Consider the following 23,486-nt stretch of genomic DNA (forward strand, 5'->3'; position numbering starts at 1 on the left):
CCCGCACGATCCCCCAACATCACACGTTAATTGCTTTCCCCAGACTGGCGTCAAAGATTTTCCAGCTCTCCGTCATATCCACCACGGTTTTCGATTTACGCGCTTCATCGATTTTTATCGCGGTGAGGCCCGCTTCCAGCGCATCCACCACGGAAACCTTCAGCGGCGTTCCTTGCGTAATGTGTTTCACAATCTCTTCTGCCATCAGCGCATCGGCGCCGTAATGGCCGTCATAAGCGTTGCCGTCATACTCGGTATCCACTTCGCGCTCACCGGTGCGGGCGTTGTGCACGCGGAAATAGTTACGCACAAAATCACCTTCGGCCATGCCGTCGGTGCCCATCACGCAGAAGCGGCGGAACTCATCCGGCACATTAAGGTTGGCGTGGAAGGCGAGGGTGGCGCCACCGGCATACTCAATCAGCGCGGTTTGGTAATCGACGATATCGGCATCGCCGTCAAACACCGCATCGGTGCTTGACCAGCCGCTCGGCTTAACGTGATACACCTCAGACTGCGGCGTTACCGCACCTTTAGGCGCATGCTGCGGCGTGAAGTTTTTGCGTCCGCCAAAGCTGGCAACGCGCACCGGACGCTCGCCGACCAAACCCTGATAGAGATCGATATCGTGGCAGCATTTTTCCAGAATGTACGGGCCAGCGTACTTCTCCAGACGACGCCAGTCGCGCTGGAAGAACGCACCGTGATACGGCTTGATATGTTCGGTGGCTTCAATTGAGGTAATTTCGCCGAGGCGATTTTCATCGCGCGCGGTGAGCAGGTCGCGATAGAGCGGCGAGTAGCGCAGCACCAAACCGACCAGAATGCGCTCGTGACCATATTGCTGCACCAGCTGTGCCATCGCCATAGTCTGCTCTTCGTTGATCACCACCGGTTTCTCGGTGAACACCGTGTAGCCCGCCGCTAAGCCCTGACGAATATGTTCAAGGTGCATAAAGTTCGGCGAACCCACCAGCAGCAGATCAAAGCCGCCGTGTTGCAGCAGCGCATCCACGCTGTCAAACGCGGTGCCCGCATCGATGCCAAAGCTGTGCAGATTCGGTAATCCTGCCGGAGCGGGGTCGACATAACCCACTACGGAAAACGCTGTGTCGGCTTTGTTGAACTCTTTCACCACATGGGAAAGACGAAAGCCCAGACCAATAATGCCCACTTTCATGTTGTACCCCTGAAGCCCGTTGCCTGTAAGCCGCCCGACCTGTCAGGCTGCTGATAATCTGACCGCTAACTTATTACGACAGAAAAACTAATGTCAATCCGTGTGGCGGATCTCAATTGGTGAAAAATTGTTATTTATATGATTTATATATATTTTAATTAACTATACGGATTGCCTATTTATTTGTTATTGCGATTTAAGTTTTTTTCCCCTATCTTTCGCACATCTATAAGCGTCATACCGTTTCGGGCTGGCAGGAGGAAGCGCGTGCAATCACTAATGCTGGGTATTGATGGCGGTGGTACGCACTGTCGCGGACGCCTGACCGACAGCGCCGGACGGCTGCTGGCGGAAGCCAAAGGAGGTCCTGCTAACGTCTGGTCGCAGTTTGATACCGCCATTGTGGCCATTGAACAGGTCATCGACGATCTGTTTACGCAGGCGAATTTACCCGCTGAAGCGCGCGACCGCACGGTGATCGTCGCCGGGCTGGCGGGCGCGAATGTCGCCTCGGTACAAACCCGTCTCGCTAGCTGGCAGCCACGCTGTCAGGCGCGCTATCTATTTACCGATGTCGAAATCGCCTGTGCCGGTGCACACGCCGGTGCGCCGGGCGCGGTGTTTATTATTGGCACCGGCAGCCAGGGCGCGGCCTGGGATGGCGCGCACTTCACGCTGCTCGGCGGCTGGGGTTTTGCCCTGTCGGATGCCGGTTCGGGCGCGATTCTCGGCCAACGCGCGCTGCGGCTGGCGCTGCTGGCGCACGAAGAGATTGTGCCCGCCTCGGCGTTAACGCAACGCATCATGGCAAGCTATCAAAATAGCCCGGAACAACTGCTGATCTGGTCGAAACAGGCGACACCCGCCGATTGGGGCCGCGTGGTGCCTGAAGTCTTTGCTGCCGCGCAGCAGGGCGATGTGCACGGCACAGCGCTGGTGCAGCAATGCGCCGCGGATATCGTGCAGATGGTACAGCCGCTGCTGGCGCGCAGCCACGGTAAACTGGCCTTGATGGGCGGATTAGCCGAACCCATTCAGGCGTGGATGCCGGCGGATATCGCTGCGCTGCTGGTGCCGCCGCAGGGCGATGCGCTGAGCGGTGCGCTTCGCCTCGCCACGCAGTTCAGTCTGACACTTCCCGCTTAACTTCAGATAAAGAGGCTCATGAGCGCTCCCAACGTAACCGCGCGCATTCTGCGGCTGATTGTCGAAAATGCGCCTATTAGTCAATCCGATCTCAAAGTGCGCAGCGGCCTGAGCATGTCGACGGTATCGCAAGCCACCAATCGTCTGCTGACCGGCGGCATCGTGCAGGAGTTGGGGCTGCGCCGTGTTTCAATGGGGCGACCCAAAACGCTGCTTGGCCTCAATCCAGATCACGCCAGCGTGGTGGGGATTCAGCTCAACGCCGAACGCAATCTGATGGTGCTGACCGATCTCAGCGGCAACATCATCGGCGAGCAGCAGATTCCTTCTGGCGCGATGACACCCAAGCAACTCGGCGATGCGCTGGCGAAGTTTTTGCGCGGCGTTGAAGGCAAAAAGGTTGGGGCGATTGGTCTGGCGCTGTCGGGTTTGGTTGATGCCAGCAACGGCGTTTGCGTGCTGTCACGCGCGCTGGGCTGGGATAACGTGCCGATTGCCCGTCTGCTGGAAGAGCGTTTCTCGCTGCCGGTATTTATTGAAAATGATGCTAACGCGCTGGCGATGGCGGCGCTGGTGTTTGGTCAGCTTGGTCACGCGCAGTCGGCGGTGATTGCTACCTTCGGCAAAGGCATCGGCGCGGGGATTCTGCTCGATCGCCAGCTCTATCGCGGTCGTCACGGCAAAGCGGGTGAGATTGGCGTTTCGCTGCTGGGCGATGGTACTGAGCGTTTGCTGGAGGATGTGGCATCGTCGCAGGCGATTCTGCAGCGCGTGGCGGCCACCACCAAAGACGAGGTACCGCACACGTTGCGCGATCTCGATGTGCGTCCAACGCCAGAGGTGCTGAGCGCGCTGGCCGATGCCGGGCAGCATTTGGGGATGTCGCTGGCGAACCTGTCGGTGGCTTACGATCCGGACGTGGTGTATCTGGCGATGGAGCCGCAAATGGCCTCGCGCATTTTGCTTGATCATATTACGCAGAGTTTCCAGACCTACCGTTTGAAGCTGACGCCGCATATGACGCCGCTGCAGTTCCTCACCGAATCCAATCGCATGTGGGCGCAGGGCGCCGCCGGGTTCGCGGTGAATAAGTTGCTGGATTTACTGGCCGCGCAGGCCGATGAGGATATCGCGTCGTGATTTTGTGCGCGCGTTGAGACGGTCGCCATAAATGGCGACCCTACAATTATTCTGCGGGATTTTCGTAGGGTCGCCATTTATGGCGACCGTCATCACCAACGCACCGCACCCCTCAACGTAACCGCAAACCCTGCTCATCAAACAGCAAACAATGCTCGGCGCGCAGCTGGTAACTCATCCTCTCGCCAATCGCGTGTTCCGCCACGTTACGCTCCTCAATCACCAGCAGCTTCTCTTCGCCGATATCGAGATAGAGATAATTGGTGTGTCCCAGCATCTCGCTAAACGACAATTCGCCGCTGAAACTCACGGCATCATCGTTGCTGCTCACCGGCTGGAAATGCTCCGGGCGCACGCCCAGCGTGATTTTCTGCCCTTCGCGGCACGGCGCGGCGATCGGCAGCGTAAGCTGATTAATGCCCAGCGCGGGCACACGTAACTGCACCGCGCCCGGCGCGATCGCCGCCACTTCGGCATTGAGGAAATTCATCTTCGGCGAGCCAATAAATCCGGCGACAAACAGGTTGTCGGGATCGCGATACAGCGCCATGGGTGCGCCAACCTGCTCAATGCGGCCCTGACGCAGCACCACAATGCGATCCGCCAGCGTCATCGCTTCCAGCTGATCGTGCGTCACGTAGATCATGGTGTTGCCCAGCGAGGTATGCAGGCGAGCAATCTCAATGCGCATCTGCAAACGCAGCTCAGCATCGAGATTCGACAGCGGCTCATCAAACAGGAATATACGTGGATGGCGGATAATCGCGCGGCCAATTGCCACGCGCTGCCGCTGTCCGCCGGACAATGCACGCGGTAAACGATCAAGAAATTCAGTCAGATGCAGACGCGCCGCCGTCTTTTGTATCGCCTGTTCAATTTCCGCTTTCGGGCGCTTCATCACCTCCAGCGGATAGGCCAGGTTGCCGCGCACCGTCATGTTCGGGTAGAGCGCATAAGACTGAAACACCATGGCGATGCCACGCTCGGTGGCGTGCTGATCGGTCATGTCGGCACCTTCAATCACCAACTTACCGTCGGTAATTTCCTCCAGCCCTGCAATCATGCGCAGCAGCGTGGATTTTCCGCAGCCGGAAGGGCCGACAAACACCACGAATTCGCCGCTGTTAATGGTGAGATCGATGCCGTGAATTACGTTCACATTCTCGTAGGACTTCTTAACGTTTTGCAGATGCAGGCTAGTCATGCGATGCCTCGAATCAGAGAAGTTGGCCCATATAAATGGCGTTGCTGCGCATAATCGGCGTGAAGCCGAGGCGCTGATAGAAACCGCATACCTGCTCGTTTTGCAGGCTGACGCCAAGGTAAACGCCCGGCACGCCAGCAGCACGCAGATCGTGCAGCAGTTGTTCAATCAGCTTGCGCCCCCAGCCGCCTTGCTGTGCGGCAGGCAGCAGATTGATGTGCAGATGCGCAGGCCACTGCGTCACCAGCTGATCCGCCGCCGCATCGGGCTGATGAATCGCTTCCAGCACTTTGCTGTCGAGCGCAGCCTGCGGCGCGTAATCGCGATACTGCTGTTGCAGCTGTGGCCACCAATCGCTATTCAGCTTTGCTTCGAAGGCGCGCGTATCGGGCGCGGCAACCGCGTAGCCGACTACCTCGCCGTGCTGTTCCAGCACATAAGCAAATTCGGGCGCAAAGCGCGCGTAGGGAATGACAAAACGCAGGCCGGGCAGCGCGGGATCGGAGTAGAGCGCGCTGGCATCGGTGCCGGCATTGGCGGTCTCTAAGCAGATGCGCGACAAGGCGGGGAAATCAGCCTCGCTGGCGCGATGAATAACACCTTCAGCCGTCATGGTGGAGCCTCTGTGGTCAGGAGATGAACAGATTTTACGGTAAAGAAAGCCGACTTAGTTTTCAAGGTGTAATAATTGCGCTGGCGCACAAAGCTGATGCGAACTATAACCACAAAGCATGACGGAACGCCTGACAAACTCACGCAACACGCCTGTTCACACGCCAGATCACGACACATTGCCATTGGCTCACGCAGCGTAATGATAATAACTATAGGATTTTCATATGCTCTATCAGTGAGTTAAAGCGCTTCGTTTGCCTGAGTGATTTATACTGATGCTCAGGCTTTAATCTTCAACGCCGTCTGGTTTGCGCACTGAATCGCAGCATCCTCTGCTGTTCCAGTGGCTTTTCTTCTTACTCTTTGCACTGTATCACAGAGCAAAAATTCCGCAGTGGCGATGTTTGACTTTCTTTTGTGCATAAAGTAAGTATGAGTTATGTGCGTTATCGCTGCTGAATCAACCTGCCGGGAATCGCAGGTGTCGAGATGAAGGGATGCCAGTCATCTGTTGGAGAAACCGAGCATGATGTGTGATTCAACCAATCGTCCTTCCCGTTTGCAAAGCTCACTGCGCACCGTGTCGCGTCTGGTCTCCGCCGGGATTTTGCTCGGTGCGACCATGGCAGCCGCGCAGGCCGTCACCCTGAATGAGTGGGATATTTACAACTATCCGCAACAGACCGAAGCGGTGGATGAAGCGGTAAAAGCGTTCCAGCAAAAGAATCCGGGCATTGTGATTCAGCGTTCGGTGCACTCCTTTGAAGACACGCGCATTCCGCTCAAGCTGGCGTTGACCGCCGGTGACGGGCCGCAGATTGCACAGGTGAATCAGGGCGGCGGCGATATGGGCTCGCTGGTGAAAGACAAGCTGCTGTGGCCGCTGGATGATTACGCCAAAACCTATGGCTGGACCACGCGTTTCCCGGATTCGATCCTGAAACGTAACCGCTGGTCAGATAAACAAGATTTCGGCAGCGGCAAACTCTACGGCGTGGCGAGCCTCGGCGAGATGGTGGGTTTGTACTACAACAAAGCGCTGCTGGATAAAGCTGGTGTCGCGGTGCCTAAAACCTTGCCGGAACTTGAGCAGGCGATGGAGAAACTCAAAGCCGCCGGCACGCCGCCGATGATGCTCGGTCTGCTCGACGGCAACATGGGCCAGCAGCTGCTCAGCACCTTGTGGGAAGCGCAGATTGAGAGCAGCGACCGGAAAAAACTCGACGATCTGATTTACGACGTGGGCGGCACCTTTAAAGACGACAAGCTGGTGAAAGCCGCCAATCTGATGAAAGGCTGGAACGACAAAGGTTATCTGTTCCCCGGCTTCCAGGGCATTGGGCACGATGATGCTGCGACCCTGTTCCAGAATGGTCAGGCGGCGTTCCTGGTAAGTGGAACCTGGTATCTCGGCCAGTTTAAGGACAACAAAGATCTGCACTTCGCCGCGATGCCTGCGGGCGAGGGCGTGCAGCATCCGCTGATGGTGGGCGGCACCGATTTGGCATTCTCTATCACCAGCACCGCTAAAGACAAAGCGCAGCAGGACGCAGCGGCGAAATTCATCGATTACATCGTCTCGGATGAGATGGCGAACCGCTGGCTGAAAGTGGGCTTCCTGCCGGCTGGCACCAGCAAAAATGCGCAGATTCCAGCGGATAATCCGCTGCTGGCGGAAGCGTATCAGGTGTGGGTAACGCTGAATGACAACGATGGTCTCGGCCATTATCTCGATTGGGCCACACCAACCATGAACGCTGAACTGAATCAGAATGTGCAGCTGCTGTTGGCGGGGCGTCAAACTGCCGATCAGATGGTGATCAACTTCGATAACAACTATCAACGTTACCTGAAAACCCTCAAGCACTGATGACGTACGGCCCGGCGTAAGTGGCCGGGCCGCGAACAGGCCCGCAAGCGAGTACGGTTATGCTGAATAAATCTGCCTGGCGCAATGCGCTCTATCTTCTGCCCGCGGTGCTGGTGTATGCGGTGTTTCTGCTGCTGCCGCTGCTGGCCTCGTTAGGGATCAGCTTTACTGAATGGGACGGCACCTCGTGGCCGATTTTCATCGGCATGGGCAACTATCTGCGCATGTTCCAGGATCCAGTGTTCTGGGTGGCGCTCGGCAATAACGCCTTGCTGATGCTGTTCTACACGCTGTTTCCAATTGGCGTTGGGCTGCTGCTGTGCAGCTTCCTGTATGAGACGCGCAATAACAAAGAGCGCAGCGTGCTGCGTATCCTCTTCTTCCTGCCGTACATCATGCCGATGGCGGTGCTGGGCGTGGTGTGGCGCTGGCTGTATAACCCGGCGTTTGGTCCGATCGATCAGTTCTTGCGTGCCGTCGGTTTGCCGCAGCTGGCGAAGTCGTGGCTGGGCGATTTTACCTGGGCGCTGCCCGCCGTGGGCTTTGTTGCCACCTGGTACTTCTTCGGTTTCTGCTTAGTGCTGTTTATGGCGGGCTTGCAGCGCATGGATCCCTCACTGCTGGAAGCGGCCGATCTCGATGGCTCATCACGCCGCCAGAAATTTATGCGCATCACGCTGCCGTCGCTGCGTCCCGAACTGCGTATCGCGCTGTTGCTAACGGTGATCGCCAGCCTCAAAGCTTTCGATCTGGTTTACGTGATGACGCAGGGTGGACCGGGCACGTCCACCATGGTGACCAACATCTTTATGTATAAGCAGGGCTTTGATCTGCACTACTTCGGCTATGCCTCCGCCGTGGCGGTGTTCAGTATGCTGATTGTGTTGATGATCAACGGTTTAATTCATCTTTGTTTACGGGAGCGTCACTGATGCGCGGCACGCCAACTGTCTCACGCGCGCTGATCTGGATTGTCGCGCTGATGACCATTCTGCCGTTTTTAATGGCGCTGATGACCTCGTTCAAAACCCAGATGGAGCTGTTTCAGGGCGTGTTCACCTTGCCTTCATCAATCAATTTTAAAAATTACATCACCGCGTGGCAGCAGGGACATTTCAACGTCTACTTCATGAACTCGGTGCTGGTGGTGATTCCGGTGGTGATCTGCAGCATCCTGCTTGGCATTTTGGCGGGATTCGGTTTTGCCTGGCTGAAGATCCCCGGTAAAACGGTGGTTGCCGCGCTGCTGGGCCTTGGCATGGTGCTGCCGAGTGAAGCCTTTATTATTCCGCTCTATCACGAGCTGCGCTGGATGGGCCTTACCAATACCTATCTGGCGCTGATTCTGCCGCAAATCGCTTTGTCGCTGCCGTTTACCACGCTGATGATCGCCACCGCATTGCAGCAGGTGCCGCGCGAGCTGGTGGAAGCGGCGGTGATGGATGGTGCGTCGCGCCGTAAAATTCTTTGGGGTTTATTGGTGCCGGCGATTTGGCCGACGCTGTCCACACTGGCGCTGCTGCTGTTTATCTGGACGTGGAACGAGTTCCTTATCCCGCTGATTCTGGTGAACAAAGACGAGCTGCGCACCTTGCCGATCGGCATGATGTTTTTCCAGAACAAAAATACCATCGATATTCCGGTGCTGATGGCGGGCGCGATGATTGTCATCCTGCCGCTGGTGGCGGTGTTCCTGGTGTTCCAGCGCAAATTTATCAGCGGCGTCACCGAAGGCGCCGTTAAGTAGGGTCGCCATTTATGGCGACCTTTGTGATGAACGCACGATATGTAACGCCATTTATGGCGACCTTCGTGATGAACGCACGATACATAACGGCACTTATTGTCCACCAGCAAAAGGTTTTGGTCATGCGGCGCGTGCTGCAATAGCGCATCGCCGCTATTCAGGAGAACCGCATGCACGTTTCACTGGCTGATTTCTATCCCATCGCCGATGGCGAAACGCTGGATACTTACTGCTTCCAGCGCGCTTTAAATCATCTGGCATCGCGCGGCGGCGGCACTTTGTCGGTGCCGCCCGGTCGCTATCATCTCGGCACGCTGACGCTGGGTTCCAACATCAATCTGCATCTCGAAGCGGGCGCCACGCTGCTCGCCAGTTCCCGCGTTGAGGATTATCAGCAGCAGCTGGCGCAGAGCCAGGCTGAACTGTCACAGCATGTGCTGATCTACGCCGCCGGACAGCGCAATATTCGCATCAGTGGCAAAGGGGTGATCGACGGTAACGGCGATGCCTGGTTTGCCGCAGAAAAGGACGATCAGGGATATCGCCTGCCGCGTCCGCAGCGCCCGCGCATCGTGGTATTTGAGGATTGCGAGCAGGTGACGCTGGAAGATTTCACCATTATCCAGGCGCCAATGTGGACGGTTCATCTGGTGAGTTGCCGCCATGTGCACGTCGATCATCTCACTATCGATAACAGCATGAGCATGCCAAACACCGATGCGCTGGATATCGACAGCTGTGAAGCGGTGTTTGTCAGCAATAGCTACCTGAGCGCGGCTGATGACGCCATCTGCATCAAAACTACACACAAACCCGCGCATCTGCGGCGTGCCGCGCGACAAATCATGGTCAGCAACTGCCTGCTGCGTTCTTACAGCTGCGCGTTCAAAATCGGTACCGAAACTTTCGACGACGTGGAAGACGTCACCGTCTCCGGCTGCACCATCTTTGATTCCAACCGCGCGATTGGCTTGCTGTCGCGCGATGGCGGCCAGTTCCGCCGTTTGCTATTCAGCAATATCACGCTGGCCTGCCGCCATGCGCCGCCGTGCCATTGGGGTAAAGCCGATGCGCTGTTTGTTTCGGTGCGGGCGCGCGATCCGGCGATAGTGCCGGGCAGCATTGAGCAGCTGCAATTCAGCAACGTCAGCGGTGTGATGGAAGGGGCAATTAACCTGCATGCGGAACAGCCGGGACAGATTCGTGATGTGATGCTGGCGAATGTGCAGCTGCGGCAAGTGGTGGCGACAGGCGCGGATCAAGGGCATTACGATGTGCGCCCGCCGTGTAACCCGGAATCGCCAACCGGCATGGGTCTCGATAATGCGTACAAACTGGATAGCGCATCGGGCTTAGCGTACGGCGTTGCCGCCTATCCGAATGGCTTGCCGGGCGTGTTTGCACGCGGCGTGGAGAACCTGCAGTTGCATAACGTGGTGATTGCGCGCCCGCAACCGTTGCCGCACGGCTGGCATGCGGAAACGGTGCAGATTTCGTAGGGTGCGCATTTATGCGCACCTGGATGTTACAGCGCCTGCGCGATGGCCGCGCCCAGCTCCTCGGTTGATGCGCTGCCGCCGAGGTCGCGCGTCAGGCTGTTGCCCGCTGCCAGCGTGCGCTCAATGGCATCCAGCACCGCCGCGCCCGCTTCAGCGTAACCAAGATGCTCCAGCATCATTGCGCCACACCAAATCTGGCCAATCGGGTTGGCCACGCCTTTACCGGCGATATCTGGCGCCGATCCATGCACCGGCTCAAACAGGCTTGGGAATTTGCCTTCCGGATTGATGTTGGCCGAAGGCGCAATGCCGATGGTGCCGGTACAAGCCGGGCCGAGATCCGACAGGATGTCGCCAAACAGGTTGCTGGCGACCACCACATCGAACCAATCCGGATGCAGCACAAAGTTGGCAGTAAGAATATCGATATGATATTTATCGACTTTCACTTCAGGATAGCTCGGTGCCATCGCTTCCACGCGGCTGTCCCAATACGGCATGGTAATGGCGATGCCGTTGGATTTAGTCGCCGACGTGAGGTGTTTTTTCGGGCGCTTCTGCGCCAGATCGTAGGCAAATTTCAGGATGCGATCGACGCCAACGCGCGTCATCACCGTTTCCTGAATCACCACTTCACGATCGGTGCCGGGGAACATGGTGCCGCCCACCGACGAGTATTCGCCCTCGGTATTTTCACGCACCACGTAGAAATCGATATCGCCCGGTTGACGATTGGCCAGCGGCGCTTTAACGCCCGGCATCAGACGCACCGGGCGCAGATTGACGTACTGATCAAACTCGCGACGGAATTGCAGCAGCGATCCCCACAGCGACACGTGATCCGGCACCACATCCGGCCAGCCCACCGCGCCAAAGTAGATGGCATCGAACTGGCTGAGCGTGGCGAACCAGTCATCGGGCAGCATTTTGCCGTGCTGCTGCCAATACTCGGCGCTGGCGAAATCAAACCATTGCCACTCCAGCGCAATATCAAATTTCTTTGCCGCTGCATCCATCACGCGGATGCCTTCAGGCATCACTTCTTTGCCAATGCCATCGCCAGGGATGACGGCGATTTTATAGGTTTTGCCGCTCATAGGGTTTCTCGCAGGTTGCTGTTGATGTTCTGTACGCAGTATAACCATGCATCTGTAGGAAATAATTAGCCTGAGCGATAAGCCAATGTTGAATAAAAGTAGAGAATCGCGCACCTCAACCGACGATCTGGCGTTCTTCGTGCGCGTGGCGGCGCTGGACAGCTTAACCGCCGCCGCACGCGAACTTGGCTTATCGCTTCCGGCGGTGAGTAAGCGCCTGAGCCAGCTGGAGCAGCGCTTAGGCGTGCAGCTGCTCAAGCGCACCACGCGGCGGCTGGAACTGACGGCGGAGGGCAAACGCTATCTGGAGGGTGCGCGTCCGCTACTGGATCAGCTGGCGGAGCTGGAGGAATCGGTGAGCAGCCAAACCTCGGTGCTGCGCGGCTCGCTCAACATCAACGCCTCTTTCGGCTTTGGACGGCGTCACGTCGCACCTTGCGTGTCGCGCTTTGCCGCGCTGCATCCCGAATTGGCGATGAGTTTGCAGCTCAGCAGCCAGCCGCTCAATTTTCTCGATGCGCGCGTGGACATCGACATCCGCGTCGGTGAGCCGCCCGATGCGCGACTGATTGCGCGTAAGCTGCGCACCAATCCGCGCGTGCTGTGCTGCTCACCCGCGTACGCCGCGCGCCACGGCATGCCAGCAAGCATCGCCGCGCTGGCCCAGCACAACTGCATTTTACTGCGCCAGTTCGACAGTGATTTCGCGCTGTGGCGCTTGGGTGATGGCACACAGCAGCTGACGCAAAAGGTGCGCGGCAGCTTAATCACCAACGATGGCGAAGTGGCAATGCAAATGGCGTTAGATGGGCATGGCATTCTGCTGCGTTCGTGGTGGGATGCGCAGCACAGCATCAAACGCGGTGAACTGCTGCATGTGCTGCCAGAGTGGAGCGCCGCTGATGGCGACATTTTTGCCGTCTGGCAGCCGCAGCGTCAGCTGCCGGTACGCATCAGCGCGTTTGTCGATTTCCTGCAAACGGAGTTGTAATTAATAAGTCCATTTTGATTATTTATAATCATCATTGATGATTTGTGAGCAGCATCAAACAAATTCAGCCCTGTTTATCCTATAAATTGCCTCCATTATGCGTAAATTCATTCTTGTTTGAGCGAAATGAATCATAAGCGTAAGTGGGGTGGCGAAGTGCATAGACACGCGTTAATAACAACATCGGCCACCTCATCAACGGAACGCGTGAAGCCCAGCGCGTTCCACGACCCTACGTTATCGATGAGGCTGAAATGAAACAATTCTCTACAGAAGGGATGGTGATTATCGTCGGGATTGTCATTGCGTACATCCTGTTCACCACCTGGCTCACCTGGCGCCTGCGCAGTAAAAACAGCGGTGACTTTATGGCCGGATCCAATGTGATGCCGGCTTTTGTGGTGGGCGTGATGCTGATGTCGGAATACATCGGTGCAAAATCCACCATCGGTACGGCTCAGGCGGCCTTTGAGGATGGCTTTGCCGCGTCATGGTCGGTGATTGGTGCCGCCATTGGTTTCCCGCTGTTTGGTTTTCTGCTGGTCAAACGCATCTACAACACCGGCAAAATCACCATCTCTGCGGCGATCGCTGAACGTTATGGCAACTCCACCAAAAACATCATCTCGCTGATCATGATTTATGCATTGCTGCTGGTTAACGTCGGTAACTACGTTAGCGGTGCGGCGGCGATCTCCACGGTACTCAACCTCGATCTCACCACCGCAGCGGTGATCACCGCGATCGTCAGTACGTTCTACTTTATGTTCGGCGGCATGAAAGGCATCGCCTGGGTCACGCTGCTGCACAGTGGAATGAAATATATCGGTATTCTGATCATTCTCGGCGTGGCGCTGCACATGACCGGCGGCGTTAGCCCGATGATCAAAGAGATGCCGCATTTCTACTGGACGTGGGATGGCAACGTCGGCGGCAGCACCATCTTCGCCTGGATGATTGGTACCATCGGTTCGATCTTCTGTACGCAGTTTGTGATTCAGGCGATTGCCTCAACCAAAAGTGCCGAGTCCGCCAAACGTGCGACCTGGGTGGCGTTCTTCTTCTGCATGCCGATTGCCATTGCCATCGCGCTGATTGGCGTGGCGGCGAAATACCTGCATCCCGATATCAAAAGTCTTTATGCGTTGCCGGTGTTTCTGCAGGACATGAGCCCGTGGCTGGCGGGGATTGTCACCACCTCATTAGTGGCGTCGATCTTTGTCAGTGTCAGCACCGTAGCGCTGGCGATTGCCTCGCTGGTGGTGAAAGATTTCTACGTGCCCTATCGCAATCCGACGCCGGAGCGCGAGTTCCGCATGACGCGCTGGCTGTCGCTGCTGATCGGTTTCCTGCCGCTGATTTTCGTGCTGTTCGTGCCGGAAGTGTTGAAGCTCTCGTTCTTCACTCGCGCCATTCGTCTGTCGATTTCAGTGGTGGCGATCATCGCCTTCTATTTGCCGTTCTTTAAAAGCACGCGCGGCGCTAATGCTGGGCTGATTGGTGCCTGCGTCATGACCTCGGTGTGGTATCTGCTCGGCGATCCTTTTGGTATCAACAACATGTATGTGGCGCTGGTCACGCCTGCGGTGATCATGGTGATTGACCGCCTGATCCCTTCGAGCCAAACCGATGAGAAAAAAGCCCCGAAATCTTCAATGCAAAACAGTGGAGCCTGAAATGAGTGATTTAATCCTTACCGTTGAACGCAGCGGTAACCTCTCTTCGCACGCGCAGGATGCGCAACAGCTCACGGCGATGCTGCCTTCGGTCTGCCCGCAGAACCACGCGGCGAATTTGCTGCCGCTGCCCAATGGCGACCTGCTGTGCGTATGGTTTGGTGGCACGCAGGAGGGGATCGCCGATATTTCGGTGTGGTGCTCGCGGCTGGAAAACGGCAGCACGCAGTGGAGCGAGGCGCAAAAGCTGTCGGACGATCCCACGCGATCCGAGCAGAATCCGGTGCTGTTCCTCGATCCCGAACAGGTTCTTTGGCTGCTGTGGACGGCGCAGAAATCCGGCAATCAGGACACCGCGATTGTGCGCTACCGTCAGTCACGTGATTTCGGTCGCAGCTGGGGCGCCATCGACACCTTGCTCGATCAGCCTGGCACCTTTATTCGCCAGCCGATTGTGGTGCTGCCAAATGGTAACTGGCTGCTGCCGGTGTTTTATTGCCGAACTCAGCCAGGCGTGAAATGGGTGGGTAACGATGATATCAGCGCGGTGAAAATCTCCAGCGATAAAGGCCAAAGCTGGCGCGATGTGGCGGTGCCAGAAAGCTTGGGCTGCGTGCATATGAACATTACGCTGCTGCAGGATGGCAGCTTGCTGGCGCTGTATCGCAGCCGCTGGGCCGATTTTATCTATCAAAGCCGTTCGACCGATGGCGGCGAAAGCTGGAGTGCGCCGCTGGCGACTGAACTGCCAAACAACAATTCGTCGATTCAGGTCACGACATTGCGCAACGGCCATCTGGCGCTGGTGTTTAATGCCATGAGCGCCAAAGATGCCAGCGAGCGCCGCTTATCGCTGTATGACGAAATCGAAGATGAAGAGGATGACGGCGATGTGGCGGTGGCGGCCGAGCCGGTGGTGCACAGCGGACACACCGCATTTTGGGGCGCACCCCGCGCGCCAATGACGTTGGCGATTTCCGCCGATGGCGGCAAAAGCTGGCCATGGCAGCGCAATCTCGACGAGGGCGACGGCTACTGCATGACCAATAATTCGCAGCAAAAACTCAACCGCGAGTTCTCTTATCCGAGCATCAAGCAGAGTGAGGATGGCGCGCTGCATGTGGCTTACACTTATTTTCGTCAGGCGATTAAATACGTGCGCGTCGATGAAAGCTGGGTGAAAGGATGAGCAGGCCGCGACACGCGCTGGTGACGGGCGCCAGCTCTGGCATTGGCGCGGCCATCGCTGACCATCTGTTGCAGCAAGGTTGGCAGGTGACCGGTTTTAGCCGCACACCGGTGCAGAAAGATCATCCGGCGTTCACCTCGGTCAGCGTGGATTTGCTGGATGCCAATCTGCTCAAACAGGCGCTACTGGCGCTGCCAAAGGTGGATGCGCTGGTGCACGCCGCAGGCATGATGGCGGCTGCGCCGCTCGGTGAGCTGGATGAGGAGCAGAGCACGCGTTTGTGGTACTTGCACGTGCAGGTGGCGCAGATCATGGCGAATGCTTTGCAGCCGCAGATGGCGCAGGGCGATCGTATCCTTTTGATTGGCAGCCGCACGTCACGTGGCGCGGCGAATCGCAGCCAGTACGTGAGCACCAAAGCGGCAATGGTGGGCATGGCGCGCAGCTGGGCGGCGGAACTGGCACCCAAAGGCATCACGGTGAATGTGATTGCGCCGGGCGCGACGGAGACGCCCATGCTGCTGCAGCCCGGCCGCGCCAGTTCACCGCCAACGCTGCCGCCGATGGGGCGCTATATTAAGCCAGAGGAAGTAGCGGCGCTGGCGGGATTTGTGCTGTCGCCCGCCGCTGATGCGATTACCGGGCAGGAGTTGGTGATTTGTGGTGGGGCGTCGTTGTAAGTTGTGCGGTTGAAAACCAGGTCGCCATGAATGGCGACCCTACATAATCAGCGTCGCAATTCCGCCACATCCACCTGCCACTGATTTAGCTTGTTATACAGCGCGGTGCGTGAAATTCCCAGCAGCTGCGCGGACTGGCGCAGGTTGCCTTTCTGCTCGCGCACCACCTGCATCACATGCTGGCGCTCATTCTCCTGCAGCGAGCTCAATTCGCTGGCGACAGGCGCGTTACGCTGCACCATCTCTTCCGGCAGATCGTGGCGATCAATCTCCAGCCCTTCACACAAATTCACCATGCGCTCGACCAGATTCTCCAGCTCGCGCACGTTGCCGGGCCAGTGCCACGCCTGTAAACAGCTCATTGCCTCGGCGGAGAGCTGCGGCGCGATGCGCTTTAATCGGGTGCAGAGCGCCTGAATAAAGGTATTCACCAGGCCGGGAATATCCTCCTGACGCTCGCGCAGCGGCGGAATCTCTAGCGAAATTACATTCAGGCGATAGTAGAGATCGCGGCGGAACGCGCCTTTCTCCACCGCATCCAGCAGATTGCAGTGGGTGGCGGCGATGATACGCACGTTAACCTTGATGGGATGCGCCGCGCCGATTCTCACCACTTCGCCTTCCTGCAGCACACGCAGCAGGCTGGTTTGCGCCTCGAGCGGCATCTCGCCAATCTCATCGAGGAACAAGGTGCCGCCATCCGCCAGCTCAAATTTGCCCGCTGAGCCGCCGCGCCGCGATCCGGTAAAAGCGCCATCGACATAGCCAAACAGTTCGCTCTGCACCAAATCACGCGGCAGCGCGCCGCAGTTGAGCGCGATAAAGGCTTCCTGCTGGCGCGGGCTGGCGTTGTGAATCGCCTGCGCGAACAGCTCTTTGCCTGTGCCGCTTTCGCCGGTTAATAACACGGTGCTGTCGCTGCGGCTGCTGGCGCGCGCTTTCTGAATCGCTTGCAGCACGCGCGGTGCGTGCCCGCGAATCATCTCAAAGGTGTAACTGGCGCCCACGCCCATCACGCGGCGCGTAATGGCGCGGATACGCTGGTTCTCGCGCAGCGACAGCACGCGGCCGCCGTCGGGCGCGGGCATCAGCGAAATCAGGCAGGAAAGGGGATTCACGCCATCTGGCATGAATTGCAGCTCGCGGTCATTGCAGAACGGCATGGTGAGCAGCGATCCGCCTTGTGGTTGCAGCAGCACGTCGATCGGCCCGGCGTTGGGATCGAGGCCGCTAAAGATCTGGCGGGCATAGCGATTCAGCGTTTTGATGCGGCCGTGGCGATCGCAGACGATCACGCCTTCGTTCAGGGTTTCGAGGATCGACTGCTGCTCGGCCAGCAAACGGCGCAGCATCAATTGCTGACCGACCGCTTCCGCTGCCGCCTGCACCGTGCCGAGCGTGTGCGCATTGAAGTTGTCGGGCGTGGCGGTCAATGTGAGTACGCCCAGCAACTGGCCGCTGGCATCACGCACCGGCGCGGCGGCGCATTGGCGATGGCGTTTGCGCAGATCCAGCTTCCAGTTCTCGCCGCTCAATACATACACCAGCCGCTGCTCAATCAGGCAGCGTGCGGTGCAGTTGGTGCCGAGTACCTCTTCGCGCAGGATGCTGCCGACCGGCGTCAGATCCGCGCCGCAGAAATGCAGCGTCACGCCTTGCGCATCGGTCAGATTGATGTGGCCATCCGGGTTATACGCCAGCAGGTTCTCCATGATGCTGCGCGCTGCGAGGATCAGCTCGGCGTTGTGCTCAAGGATCGCCGCCAGTTCCGCTGCGGGCGGCGAGACATAGGCGAAGGTGGCGGGATCGATCGCGCGCTGCTGTGATCGCCGCCACGACTGCAAAATGCTGTGCCGCATCCAGCCGGGCTGTTCGCCGCGTTCGAAGCTGTGCCAGCCCTGCCACAACAACGTGTCCCATTCGCCCACCTCGGCGCTGTCCGGCAAGCTGAAGATCGGATCGCTTTCATCTTTAAACGGCAAACGCTCACTGGCACGCATGTGACACTCCTGACCAAGATGGAATGTCCATTTTATTGACATGTGAAGTTGACATGTAAATTTTGTTGCCAGATTGTGAGCTATATCTGTGTTATGCCTCACATAAAGCGGCGGATTGCAGTTGGCATCGCCTTTGCACTACAGATTGCACATCCCTACGCTCGAATGAGCACATCCAAAATAAAAAGGAATAGGTCATGACATTTCATCTTAAGCCAGTACGCGTCGGCCTGATTGGCGCCGGACGCATGGGCAGCTTCCACGCGGAAAACCTGGCCTGGCGCGTGCCGGGAGCGATCCTGGCGGCGGTGGCCGATCCGCAACCGGGCGCGGCCGAAGCGCTGACCAACAAGCTGGGCGTCGCCAAAGCCTACAGCGATCTGCATGCGCTGCTACAGGATCCTGATATCGAGGCGGTGGCGATTGCCGCGCCGGCGCGTACGCACGCCGAATGGGTGATCGCAGCCGCCAAGGCCGGCAAGCATGTGTTCTGCGAGAAGCCGATGGCGGTGACGCTGGATGAGGCGGATCGCGCGATTGCCGCTGCGAAAGCAGCTGGCGTGGTGTTGCAGGTTGGTTTTAACCGCCGCTTTGATTCAGGTTTTGCGGCAGCGATCGCCGCGGTGAAAGCGGGTGAGAATGGCACCACGCAGCTGAGCCGATCGCTGACGCGCGATCCCGGCCTGCACGATCCTTCGCGCATCCCGCAGTGGACGATCTTCCTCGAAACGCTGATTCACGATTTCGACACGCTGCTGCACTTCAACCCTGGCGCGAAGCCGGTGGAAGTCTATGCGCTGGCCGATGCGCTGGTGCGCCCGGATTTCAAAGACAAAGGCTTGCTCGACACTTCGGTGGTCACCATTCGCTTTGATAACGGCGCGATTGCCACCGCTGAAGCCAACTTCCAGGCGGTATATGGCTACGACGTGCGCGGCGAAGTGTTCGGCAGCAAAGGCATGTTGCAGGCGGGCCACATCAACGTTAACAACTGCGTGCGCTATCACCAGGATGGCATCGCGATTGAAACCTCACGCATGGATTCAGATCTGCTGCGTGAAGCCTATGTGGCGGAGATGGCGGAATTTGCCCGCTGCATTCGCAGTGGCGAAACGCCGCGCGCTACCGGTGAAGATGCGCGTAACGCGCTGGAGATCGCGCTGGCCTGTATCGACTCGGTGCAGCAGCAGCAGCCGATCAAATTGGGAGGTCGCTAATGGCCGGTTATCAGCTGTCGGTATGTGCCGAAATGGTGTTTCTCGATCTGCCTTTTGTCGAGCGCGTGAAACGCATTCATGAACTGGGCTTTGGCGTCGAAATCTGGGGCTGGGCCAACAAAGATATCGATGCGCTGGCGGCAACCGGCGCGCGTTTCACCTCGATGACCGGCTACCTCAGCGGCAATCTGACCGACGATGACGAGATTCAGCAGCTGCTGCAAAGTGCCGAAGCATCGCTGGCGGTGGCCGAGCGGCTCAACTGTCCGGCGTTAAACCTGCACGGCACCGGATTGGATGACAAAGGTTTGCCGGTCAAACCGGTTGAAGTAGTGACCGGCGCGATGTGGCTGAAAGCCGCCGATACGCTGCGCAAGGTGGCGCAGCTGGGCGAGCGCGCCGGACGCGTCTTCACGCTGGAGAACCTTAACTTGCCGGTTGATCATCCCGGCACGCCGTTTGCGCTGGCCGCCGATACGCTGGAGCTGGTGGAAGCGGTTAATAGTCCAGCGCTGAAGATGAACCTCGACCTGTATCACGCGCAGATCGGCGAAGGCAATTTGATCGAATTGATTCGCCGCTGTGGTTCGGCGATTGGTGAGATTCAGGTGGCCGATGTGCCGGGCCGTCAGCAGCCGGGCACCGGCGAGATTAACTATCGCGCCATCGCCCGCGCGCTGCACGATGTCGGCTATCAGGGCACTGTGGCGCTGGAAGGCTGGGCCAGCGGCGAAAGTGTTGCCGCGCTGCAGCAGTTCCGCGATCACTTCACGCTTTAACTGTTCCACCGCCGGGTATTTGCCTGTTGCCCGGCGTTAACTCTATGAAATAAATAATAATATCTCAACCCTACAGGACTAACCCATGAACATCAGAAATGTGATGCTGTGCCTCTGCGCATTGCTGCTCAGCCTGAGCGCGAGCGCTAAAACCTTCACCGTCGGCGTGGCGCTGGCGAACTTCGATCTCAACTTCGTTTCGATTCTGCGCACCCAGATGCAGGAGGAACTGAAAGCCAATCAGCTCAATAGCCAGTTTGTCGATGCCAAAGGCGATGTGGCGCTGCAGGTGCAGCAAGTGGATGATTTTGTGAATCAGGGCGTCGATGCCATCATCCTCAATCCGGTCGATACCCAAGGCGTATTGCCGATGATTACCGCAGCGAAAAACGCCGGCATTCCGCTGATCTTCGTCAATCGTAAACCGGAAGTGAAGCTGCCCACCGACATGGCGTATGTCGGTTCTGACTCGGCGTTGGGCGGCGAAATGCAGATGGAAGCGCTGGCGAAGAAGATGAATTACAAAGGTAACGTAGCGATTTTGATGGGCGCGCTGTCGAACGAAGAAGCGCGCGAACGCACCCGCGCGGTGGAAGCGGTGATCGCCAAATATAAAGATATGAAGGTGATTGAGAAGCAGAGCGCGAAATGGCAGCGCAACGAAGCGGTGGATGTGGTGTCGAGCTGGCTGCTGAACCAGCGTCCGATTGACGCTATCGCGGCGAATAATGATGAGATGGCGATTGGTGCCATCATGGCGCTCAATCAGGCGAAGAATGAGAAGATTTTGGTCGCCGGTATCGACGGCACGCCGGATGGTCAGCAGTTCGTGAAGAACGGCAAAATGACGCTGACCATTTTCCAGGATGCAAAAGGGCAGGCGACCGGCGCGGTGCAGGTGACTAAAGCGCTGCTGGAGAAGCAGAAAGTGCAGGAGTTTAACTGGATTCCGTATCAAACCATTACGCCTGAGAACTACGCGCAGTTCGCCGCGAAATAACCTTTTTAGCTGACGAAAACTCTCCTGCTTGCAGGAGAGTTTTACGCTGGAAACCAGATTTATTCCCCCTCCACTTCGCTTTATTTGCCTAACCCTGACTGATAAACTCCGGCTGCAACCAGAATCGCTTCTGGTTAATAATTGCTCAGGCATGATGCATTGACAGAACGCACGCGTTCACCCGGAGAAAAGTGCAGGATGGATAAAGACATTCTCAAGACCATTAATTCTCAGCACCTTTTCCCCGCGCAAAGCGACCGGCATATCTTTTTTGGTGTTGATGGTAAATTCATCGCCCACTCGTTGATTACCATCATGTCGATAATCAAGCATGCCGATGATGCGCGTTATCACTTTCATCTTATCTCTTCGGAAATCTCCGCAATTGATACGGCGCGTCTGGAAAAAATATTCGCCGGACAGTCACATGGATTAACGCTGCATCATATTCAGGACAGTCTGTTTAGTGCTTTCCCCACTACAGAGCTGTTCACGCGCGCGACCTATTATCGTTTTCTCGCTCCGCTTATATTGCCTCATGCCGATAAACTGCTTTATCTCGATGCGGATATGGTTTGTCTGAATCCTCTCGACGAATTATGGCAAATTGCCATGCCATCCGAAGTGATTGCCCTGGTTGTTGGTGAGATTGCAGCACTGCAAGCGCAGTTGGCTGAAAATGTTGGCCTGCGTGGAAAACGCTACTTTAATGCTGGCATGATGCTGATTGATGTTCAAAAGTGGAACCGAGAGCAGGTGAGTGAACGCGCTTTTAATTTGCTCAGCGAAAAGGGAAAACAGTTCCAGTATCTTGATCAGGATGCGTTAAATACGCTGCTTGAAGATCGTGTGATATTTACGGAAGCTCGCTTTAATACCATTAACATGCTCTCACACGATGATAACGGTTATACGCAGGATGTGCCGCATAATACCTGCTTATTGCATTACGCTGGTGCTGATAAACCCTGGCAACAGTGGAATCAACAACACGTTGGCCATTACTATCGCGATCTTTATCAGATTTCACCGTTAGCCGATGTTCCTTTCGAAGCACCTAAAAACGCGCAGCAAGCGAAGAGAATGTATAAATATTTGTTCCGTAGCCATCAACGGTCGTCGGCACTCTATTGGCGCATTAAGTATTTTAAAATGAGGTATTTTTGAGTGCAGACCTTACGTTTAAAACCGCTGTTAACCGAAAACAATGTTTATCAGCTTTGCTTTCTATTACTGACAATGGCGTTTGCTTTTTCGTTAGTGATTCCAGCTTATCCAAAGAAAACCTTTTATCTGGTCGGTTATTTAACGCTGTTTTTTCTGCTTGCTCAGGGAATAAAAAGAAAGTTCGTACTGGATAAGAGTGCTTTAATCGTCGCGATTCCCATTTTGCTCTTGGGCTTAGTCAGGGTGATTTGGTCGCGTATTTATGCCGATGCGTATTTCAGTGATGTGGTGGATAACTATTTTCAGGGCGGTAAGCTCTTCATTATCTCCGCTTTTGTCAGCTATTTTTTCATTGCGTGGCGTCATTGTCTGTCAGAGAAAGTCTTGCGCATTAGCGTGTGCCTGTTGATTTTTGGTTTACTGCTGACGCTTGGTGCCGCTTTTTATGAGCACGCTCAGACACAGCAACGTATTAGATTACTCACAGATTCAGCGGGAACCGTTTCGTACCTGATCACGGCATTGGCTTTAACTGCACTGTTTATTGTCAATAAGGTGATCGTTCGCCGTCTTAATCAAATTCTGCTGTTCACGGCTATCTTTGTGGTGAATATGCTGCTGATGTTCCTCACTGAATCTCGTGCGGCGGTATTGGTGTTGCCTGTTTTATACCTGCTATGTTTCTATCTGGTTCATCGCTGGGCGGGAAAATATTCACTGGTGATTCTAGTGCTACTCATTGCTGGTGGCCTGTTCTTGATGCCAAGCTCTATTATGCATCGCCTGGACAACATCCAGAACGAGATCGACAGTTATCAAAAAAATAATGACACCTCGATTGGTGCACGTTTCTCGATCTGGAAAAGTGGCTATCACAGCGTTTCCTGGTCGCTGCTGGGGCAAAGTCCGGATGACAGAACGGATAAAGCACGCGCTTATATTAAAGCCAATGAACGTGCTAATCCTGAAGCCTATAAAAATGTCATGTATCACTTGCATGATGACTTATTAGAAACGCTTTCGCTGCAAGGGATCGCCGGTGCCGTTTCACTGATTATTTTTTATGTTGGGTCGATTATGGTGGCTATACGTCGTCGGGCATTGGATGTCGCGCTGCTACCTGTTTCCATTTTTATTTTCGGTTTGACCGATACCGTATGGATACAAAGCAGTTCGGTGTTTATTCTGATGGCCTCGATTATTATGAGTTATGCGCTGATGCAGCGTAAACCCATAACCAATAAATAGACTTTGTAGGGTCGCCATTTATGGCGACCGCTTTCCTCAAC

The 23,486-nt window shown here is 56.3% G+C and carries 20 protein-coding genes; 15 read left to right on the top strand and 5 right to left on the bottom strand.

The features are described 5' to 3' along the window. Window positions 1-19: 19 nt before the first annotated feature. A complete protein-coding gene (locus NR302_RS01920) occupies window positions 20-1,180 on the bottom strand; it encodes a Gfo/Idh/MocA family protein (RefSeq protein ID WP_258144396.1) in 1,161 nt (386 codons plus the stop codon). A 267-nt stretch (window positions 1,181-1,447) separates the two neighbouring features. Here NR302_RS01920 and NR302_RS01925 point away from each other — a divergent pair, with 267 nt between their 5' ends. Together NR302_RS01925 and NR302_RS01930 are read left to right on the top strand one after the other, a co-directional pair. Continuing rightward, window positions 1,448-2,326 (top strand): BadF/BadG/BcrA/BcrD ATPase family protein, encoded by an 879-nt coding sequence (locus tag NR302_RS01925; protein WP_258144397.1) that lies wholly within the window; start codon window positions 1,448-1,450, stop codon window positions 2,324-2,326. Window positions 2,327-2,344: 18 nt separating this feature from the next. Beyond that, on the top strand, window positions 2,345-3,466 hold the full coding sequence (locus tag NR302_RS01930) for an ROK family transcriptional regulator (RefSeq protein ID WP_258144399.1): 1,122 nt from the start codon (window positions 2,345-2,347) through the stop codon (window positions 3,464-3,466). A 112-nt stretch (window positions 3,467-3,578) separates the two neighbouring features. Here NR302_RS01930 and NR302_RS01935 read toward each other — a convergent pair whose 3' ends face one another. Both NR302_RS01935 and NR302_RS01940 read right to left on the bottom strand, forming a co-directional pair. Next, window positions 3,579-4,670 (bottom strand): ABC transporter ATP-binding protein, encoded by a 1,092-nt coding sequence (locus NR302_RS01935; RefSeq protein ID WP_258144400.1) that lies wholly within the window; start codon window positions 4,668-4,670, stop codon window positions 3,579-3,581. A 13-nt stretch (window positions 4,671-4,683) separates the two neighbouring features. Next, entirely contained in the window at window positions 4,684-5,283 is a 600-nt protein-coding gene (locus NR302_RS01940; protein WP_258144401.1) for a GNAT family N-acetyltransferase, read from the bottom strand. Between the two features lie 528 nt (window positions 5,284-5,811). Here NR302_RS01940 and NR302_RS01945 point away from each other — a divergent pair. The 4 genes from NR302_RS01945 (at window position 5,812) to NR302_RS01960 (ending at window position 10,401) form a co-directional block, all read left to right on the top strand. After that, entirely contained in the window at window positions 5,812-7,155 is a 1,344-nt protein-coding gene (locus NR302_RS01945) for an ABC transporter substrate-binding protein (protein WP_008105576.1), read from the top strand. A 59-nt stretch (window positions 7,156-7,214) separates the two neighbouring features. Next, window positions 7,215-8,087 (top strand): carbohydrate ABC transporter permease, encoded by an 873-nt coding sequence (locus NR302_RS01950; RefSeq protein WP_061718332.1) that lies wholly within the window; start codon window positions 7,215-7,217, stop codon window positions 8,085-8,087. Then, window positions 8,087-8,902: a carbohydrate ABC transporter permease gene (locus tag NR302_RS01955; protein WP_061723466.1), complete on the top strand. Its 816-nt coding sequence runs from the start codon at window positions 8,087-8,089 to the stop codon at window positions 8,900-8,902. Before NR302_RS01950 ends, NR302_RS01955 begins: the two co-directional genes overlap by 1 nt. 170 nt (window positions 8,903-9,072) lie before the next feature. Beyond that, window positions 9,073-10,401 carry a glycoside hydrolase family 28 protein gene (locus tag NR302_RS01960; RefSeq protein ID WP_258144402.1) on the top strand — a complete coding sequence of 443 codons (1,329 nt, stop codon included), beginning with the start codon at window positions 9,073-9,075 and terminating at the stop codon, window positions 10,399-10,401. Between the two features lie 26 nt (window positions 10,402-10,427). Here NR302_RS01960 and NR302_RS01965 read toward each other — a convergent pair whose 3' ends face one another. Continuing rightward, on the bottom strand, window positions 10,428-11,498 hold the full coding sequence (locus NR302_RS01965; RefSeq protein ID WP_154182548.1) for a tartrate dehydrogenase: 1,071 nt from the start codon (window positions 11,496-11,498) through the stop codon (window positions 10,428-10,430). Window positions 11,499-11,583: 85 nt separating this feature from the next. Here NR302_RS01965 and NR302_RS01970 point away from each other — a divergent pair, with 85 nt between their 5' ends. From NR302_RS01970 to NR302_RS01985, 4 genes are all read left to right on the top strand, one after another. After that, entirely contained in the window at window positions 11,584-12,489 is a 906-nt protein-coding gene (locus NR302_RS01970; protein WP_179452016.1) for a LysR family transcriptional regulator, read from the top strand. Between the two features lie 254 nt (window positions 12,490-12,743). After that, the gene (locus NR302_RS01975) at window positions 12,744-14,165 is read left to right on the top strand and encodes a sodium:solute symporter family protein (protein WP_258144403.1); all 1,422 of its coding nucleotides are present in this window, start codon (window positions 12,744-12,746) and stop codon (window positions 14,163-14,165) included. A gap of 1 nt (window position 14,166) precedes the next feature. After that, window positions 14,167-15,354, top strand: a complete 1,188-nt coding sequence (locus tag NR302_RS01980; protein WP_258144404.1) for an exo-alpha-sialidase — start codon at window positions 14,167-14,169, stop codon at window positions 15,352-15,354. Further along, window positions 15,351-16,034 carry an SDR family NAD(P)-dependent oxidoreductase gene (locus NR302_RS01985; RefSeq protein ID WP_258144405.1) on the top strand — a complete coding sequence of 228 codons (684 nt, stop codon included), beginning with the start codon at window positions 15,351-15,353 and terminating at the stop codon, window positions 16,032-16,034. Before NR302_RS01980 ends, NR302_RS01985 begins: the two co-directional genes overlap by 4 nt. 47 nt (window positions 16,035-16,081) lie before the next feature. Here the strand turns inward: NR302_RS01985 and NR302_RS01990 are convergent, their stop codons facing one another. Continuing rightward, window positions 16,082-18,034, bottom strand: a complete 1,953-nt coding sequence (locus tag NR302_RS01990) for a sigma-54-dependent Fis family transcriptional regulator (protein ID WP_258144406.1) — start codon at window positions 18,032-18,034, stop codon at window positions 16,082-16,084. A 197-nt stretch (window positions 18,035-18,231) separates the two neighbouring features. Between NR302_RS01990 and NR302_RS01995 the strand changes: the two genes are divergently transcribed. From NR302_RS01995 to NR302_RS02015, 5 genes are all read left to right on the top strand, one after another. Further along, complete coding sequence (locus tag NR302_RS01995; RefSeq protein ID WP_258144407.1) at window positions 18,232-19,251, top strand: Gfo/Idh/MocA family oxidoreductase; 1,020 nt, start codon at window positions 18,232-18,234, stop codon at window positions 19,249-19,251. Beyond that, window positions 19,251-20,030, top strand: coding sequence for a TIM barrel protein (locus NR302_RS02000; protein ID WP_258144408.1), 780 nt, complete (start codon window positions 19,251-19,253; stop codon window positions 20,028-20,030). Before NR302_RS01995 ends, NR302_RS02000 begins: the two co-directional genes overlap by 1 nt. 85 nt (window positions 20,031-20,115) lie before the next feature. Next, the gene (locus NR302_RS02005) at window positions 20,116-21,030 is read left to right on the top strand and encodes a substrate-binding domain-containing protein (RefSeq protein WP_008105550.1); all 915 of its coding nucleotides are present in this window, start codon (window positions 20,116-20,118) and stop codon (window positions 21,028-21,030) included. A 198-nt stretch (window positions 21,031-21,228) separates the two neighbouring features. Further along, complete coding sequence (locus tag NR302_RS02010) at window positions 21,229-22,197, top strand: glycosyltransferase family 8 protein (RefSeq protein ID WP_258144410.1); 969 nt, start codon at window positions 21,229-21,231, stop codon at window positions 22,195-22,197. Continuing rightward, complete coding sequence (locus NR302_RS02015) at window positions 22,198-23,445, top strand: O-antigen ligase (protein ID WP_258144411.1); 1,248 nt, start codon at window positions 22,198-22,200, stop codon at window positions 23,443-23,445. Window positions 23,446-23,486 lie beyond the last annotated feature (41 nt).

Origin of the sequence: Pantoea sp. SOD02, from assembly GCF_024707505.1 — a bacterium.
Classification (GTDB): domain Bacteria; phylum Pseudomonadota; class Gammaproteobacteria; order Enterobacterales; family Enterobacteriaceae; genus Pantoea; species Pantoea symbiotica.

Bases quoted from the DNA above. Each gene is read 5' to 3' on its own strand.
- NR302_RS01920 (WP_258144396.1), bottom strand. From the start codon at position 1,180: ATGAAAGTGGGCATTATTGGTCTGGGCTTTCGTCTTTCCCATGTGGTG.
- NR302_RS01930 (WP_258144399.1), top strand. From the start codon at position 2,345: ATGAGCGCTCCCAACGTAACCGCGCGCATTCTGCGGCTGATTGTCGAA.
- NR302_RS01935 (WP_258144400.1), bottom strand. From the start codon at position 4,670: ATGACTAGCCTGCATCTGCAAAACGTTAAGAAGTCCTACGAGAATGTG.
- NR302_RS01940 (WP_258144401.1), bottom strand. From the start codon at position 5,283: ATGACGGCTGAAGGTGTTATTCATCGCGCCAGCGAGGCTGATTTCCCC.
- NR302_RS01945 (WP_008105576.1), top strand. From the start codon at position 5,812: ATGATGTGTGATTCAACCAATCGTCCTTCCCGTTTGCAAAGCTCACTG.
- NR302_RS01950 (WP_061718332.1), top strand. From the start codon at position 7,215: ATGCTGAATAAATCTGCCTGGCGCAATGCGCTCTATCTTCTGCCCGCG.
- NR302_RS01955 (WP_061723466.1), top strand. From the start codon at position 8,087: ATGCGCGGCACGCCAACTGTCTCACGCGCGCTGATCTGGATTGTCGCG.
- NR302_RS01960 (WP_258144402.1), top strand. From the start codon at position 9,073: ATGCACGTTTCACTGGCTGATTTCTATCCCATCGCCGATGGCGAAACG.
- NR302_RS01965 (WP_154182548.1), bottom strand. From the start codon at position 11,498: ATGAGCGGCAAAACCTATAAAATCGCCGTCATCCCTGGCGATGGCATT.
- NR302_RS01970 (WP_179452016.1), top strand. From the start codon at position 11,584: ATGTTGAATAAAAGTAGAGAATCGCGCACCTCAACCGACGATCTGGCG.
- NR302_RS01975 (WP_258144403.1), top strand. From the start codon at position 12,744: ATGAAACAATTCTCTACAGAAGGGATGGTGATTATCGTCGGGATTGTC.
- NR302_RS01980 (WP_258144404.1), top strand. From the start codon at position 14,167: ATGAGTGATTTAATCCTTACCGTTGAACGCAGCGGTAACCTCTCTTCG.
- NR302_RS01985 (WP_258144405.1), top strand. From the start codon at position 15,351: ATGAGCAGGCCGCGACACGCGCTGGTGACGGGCGCCAGCTCTGGCATT.
- NR302_RS01990 (WP_258144406.1), bottom strand. From the start codon at position 18,034: ATGCGTGCCAGTGAGCGTTTGCCGTTTAAAGATGAAAGCGATCCGATC.
- NR302_RS01995 (WP_258144407.1), top strand. From the start codon at position 18,232: ATGACATTTCATCTTAAGCCAGTACGCGTCGGCCTGATTGGCGCCGGA.
- NR302_RS02000 (WP_258144408.1), top strand. From the start codon at position 19,251: ATGGCCGGTTATCAGCTGTCGGTATGTGCCGAAATGGTGTTTCTCGAT.
- NR302_RS02005 (WP_008105550.1), top strand. From the start codon at position 20,116: ATGAACATCAGAAATGTGATGCTGTGCCTCTGCGCATTGCTGCTCAGC.
- NR302_RS02010 (WP_258144410.1), top strand. From the start codon at position 21,229: ATGGATAAAGACATTCTCAAGACCATTAATTCTCAGCACCTTTTCCCC.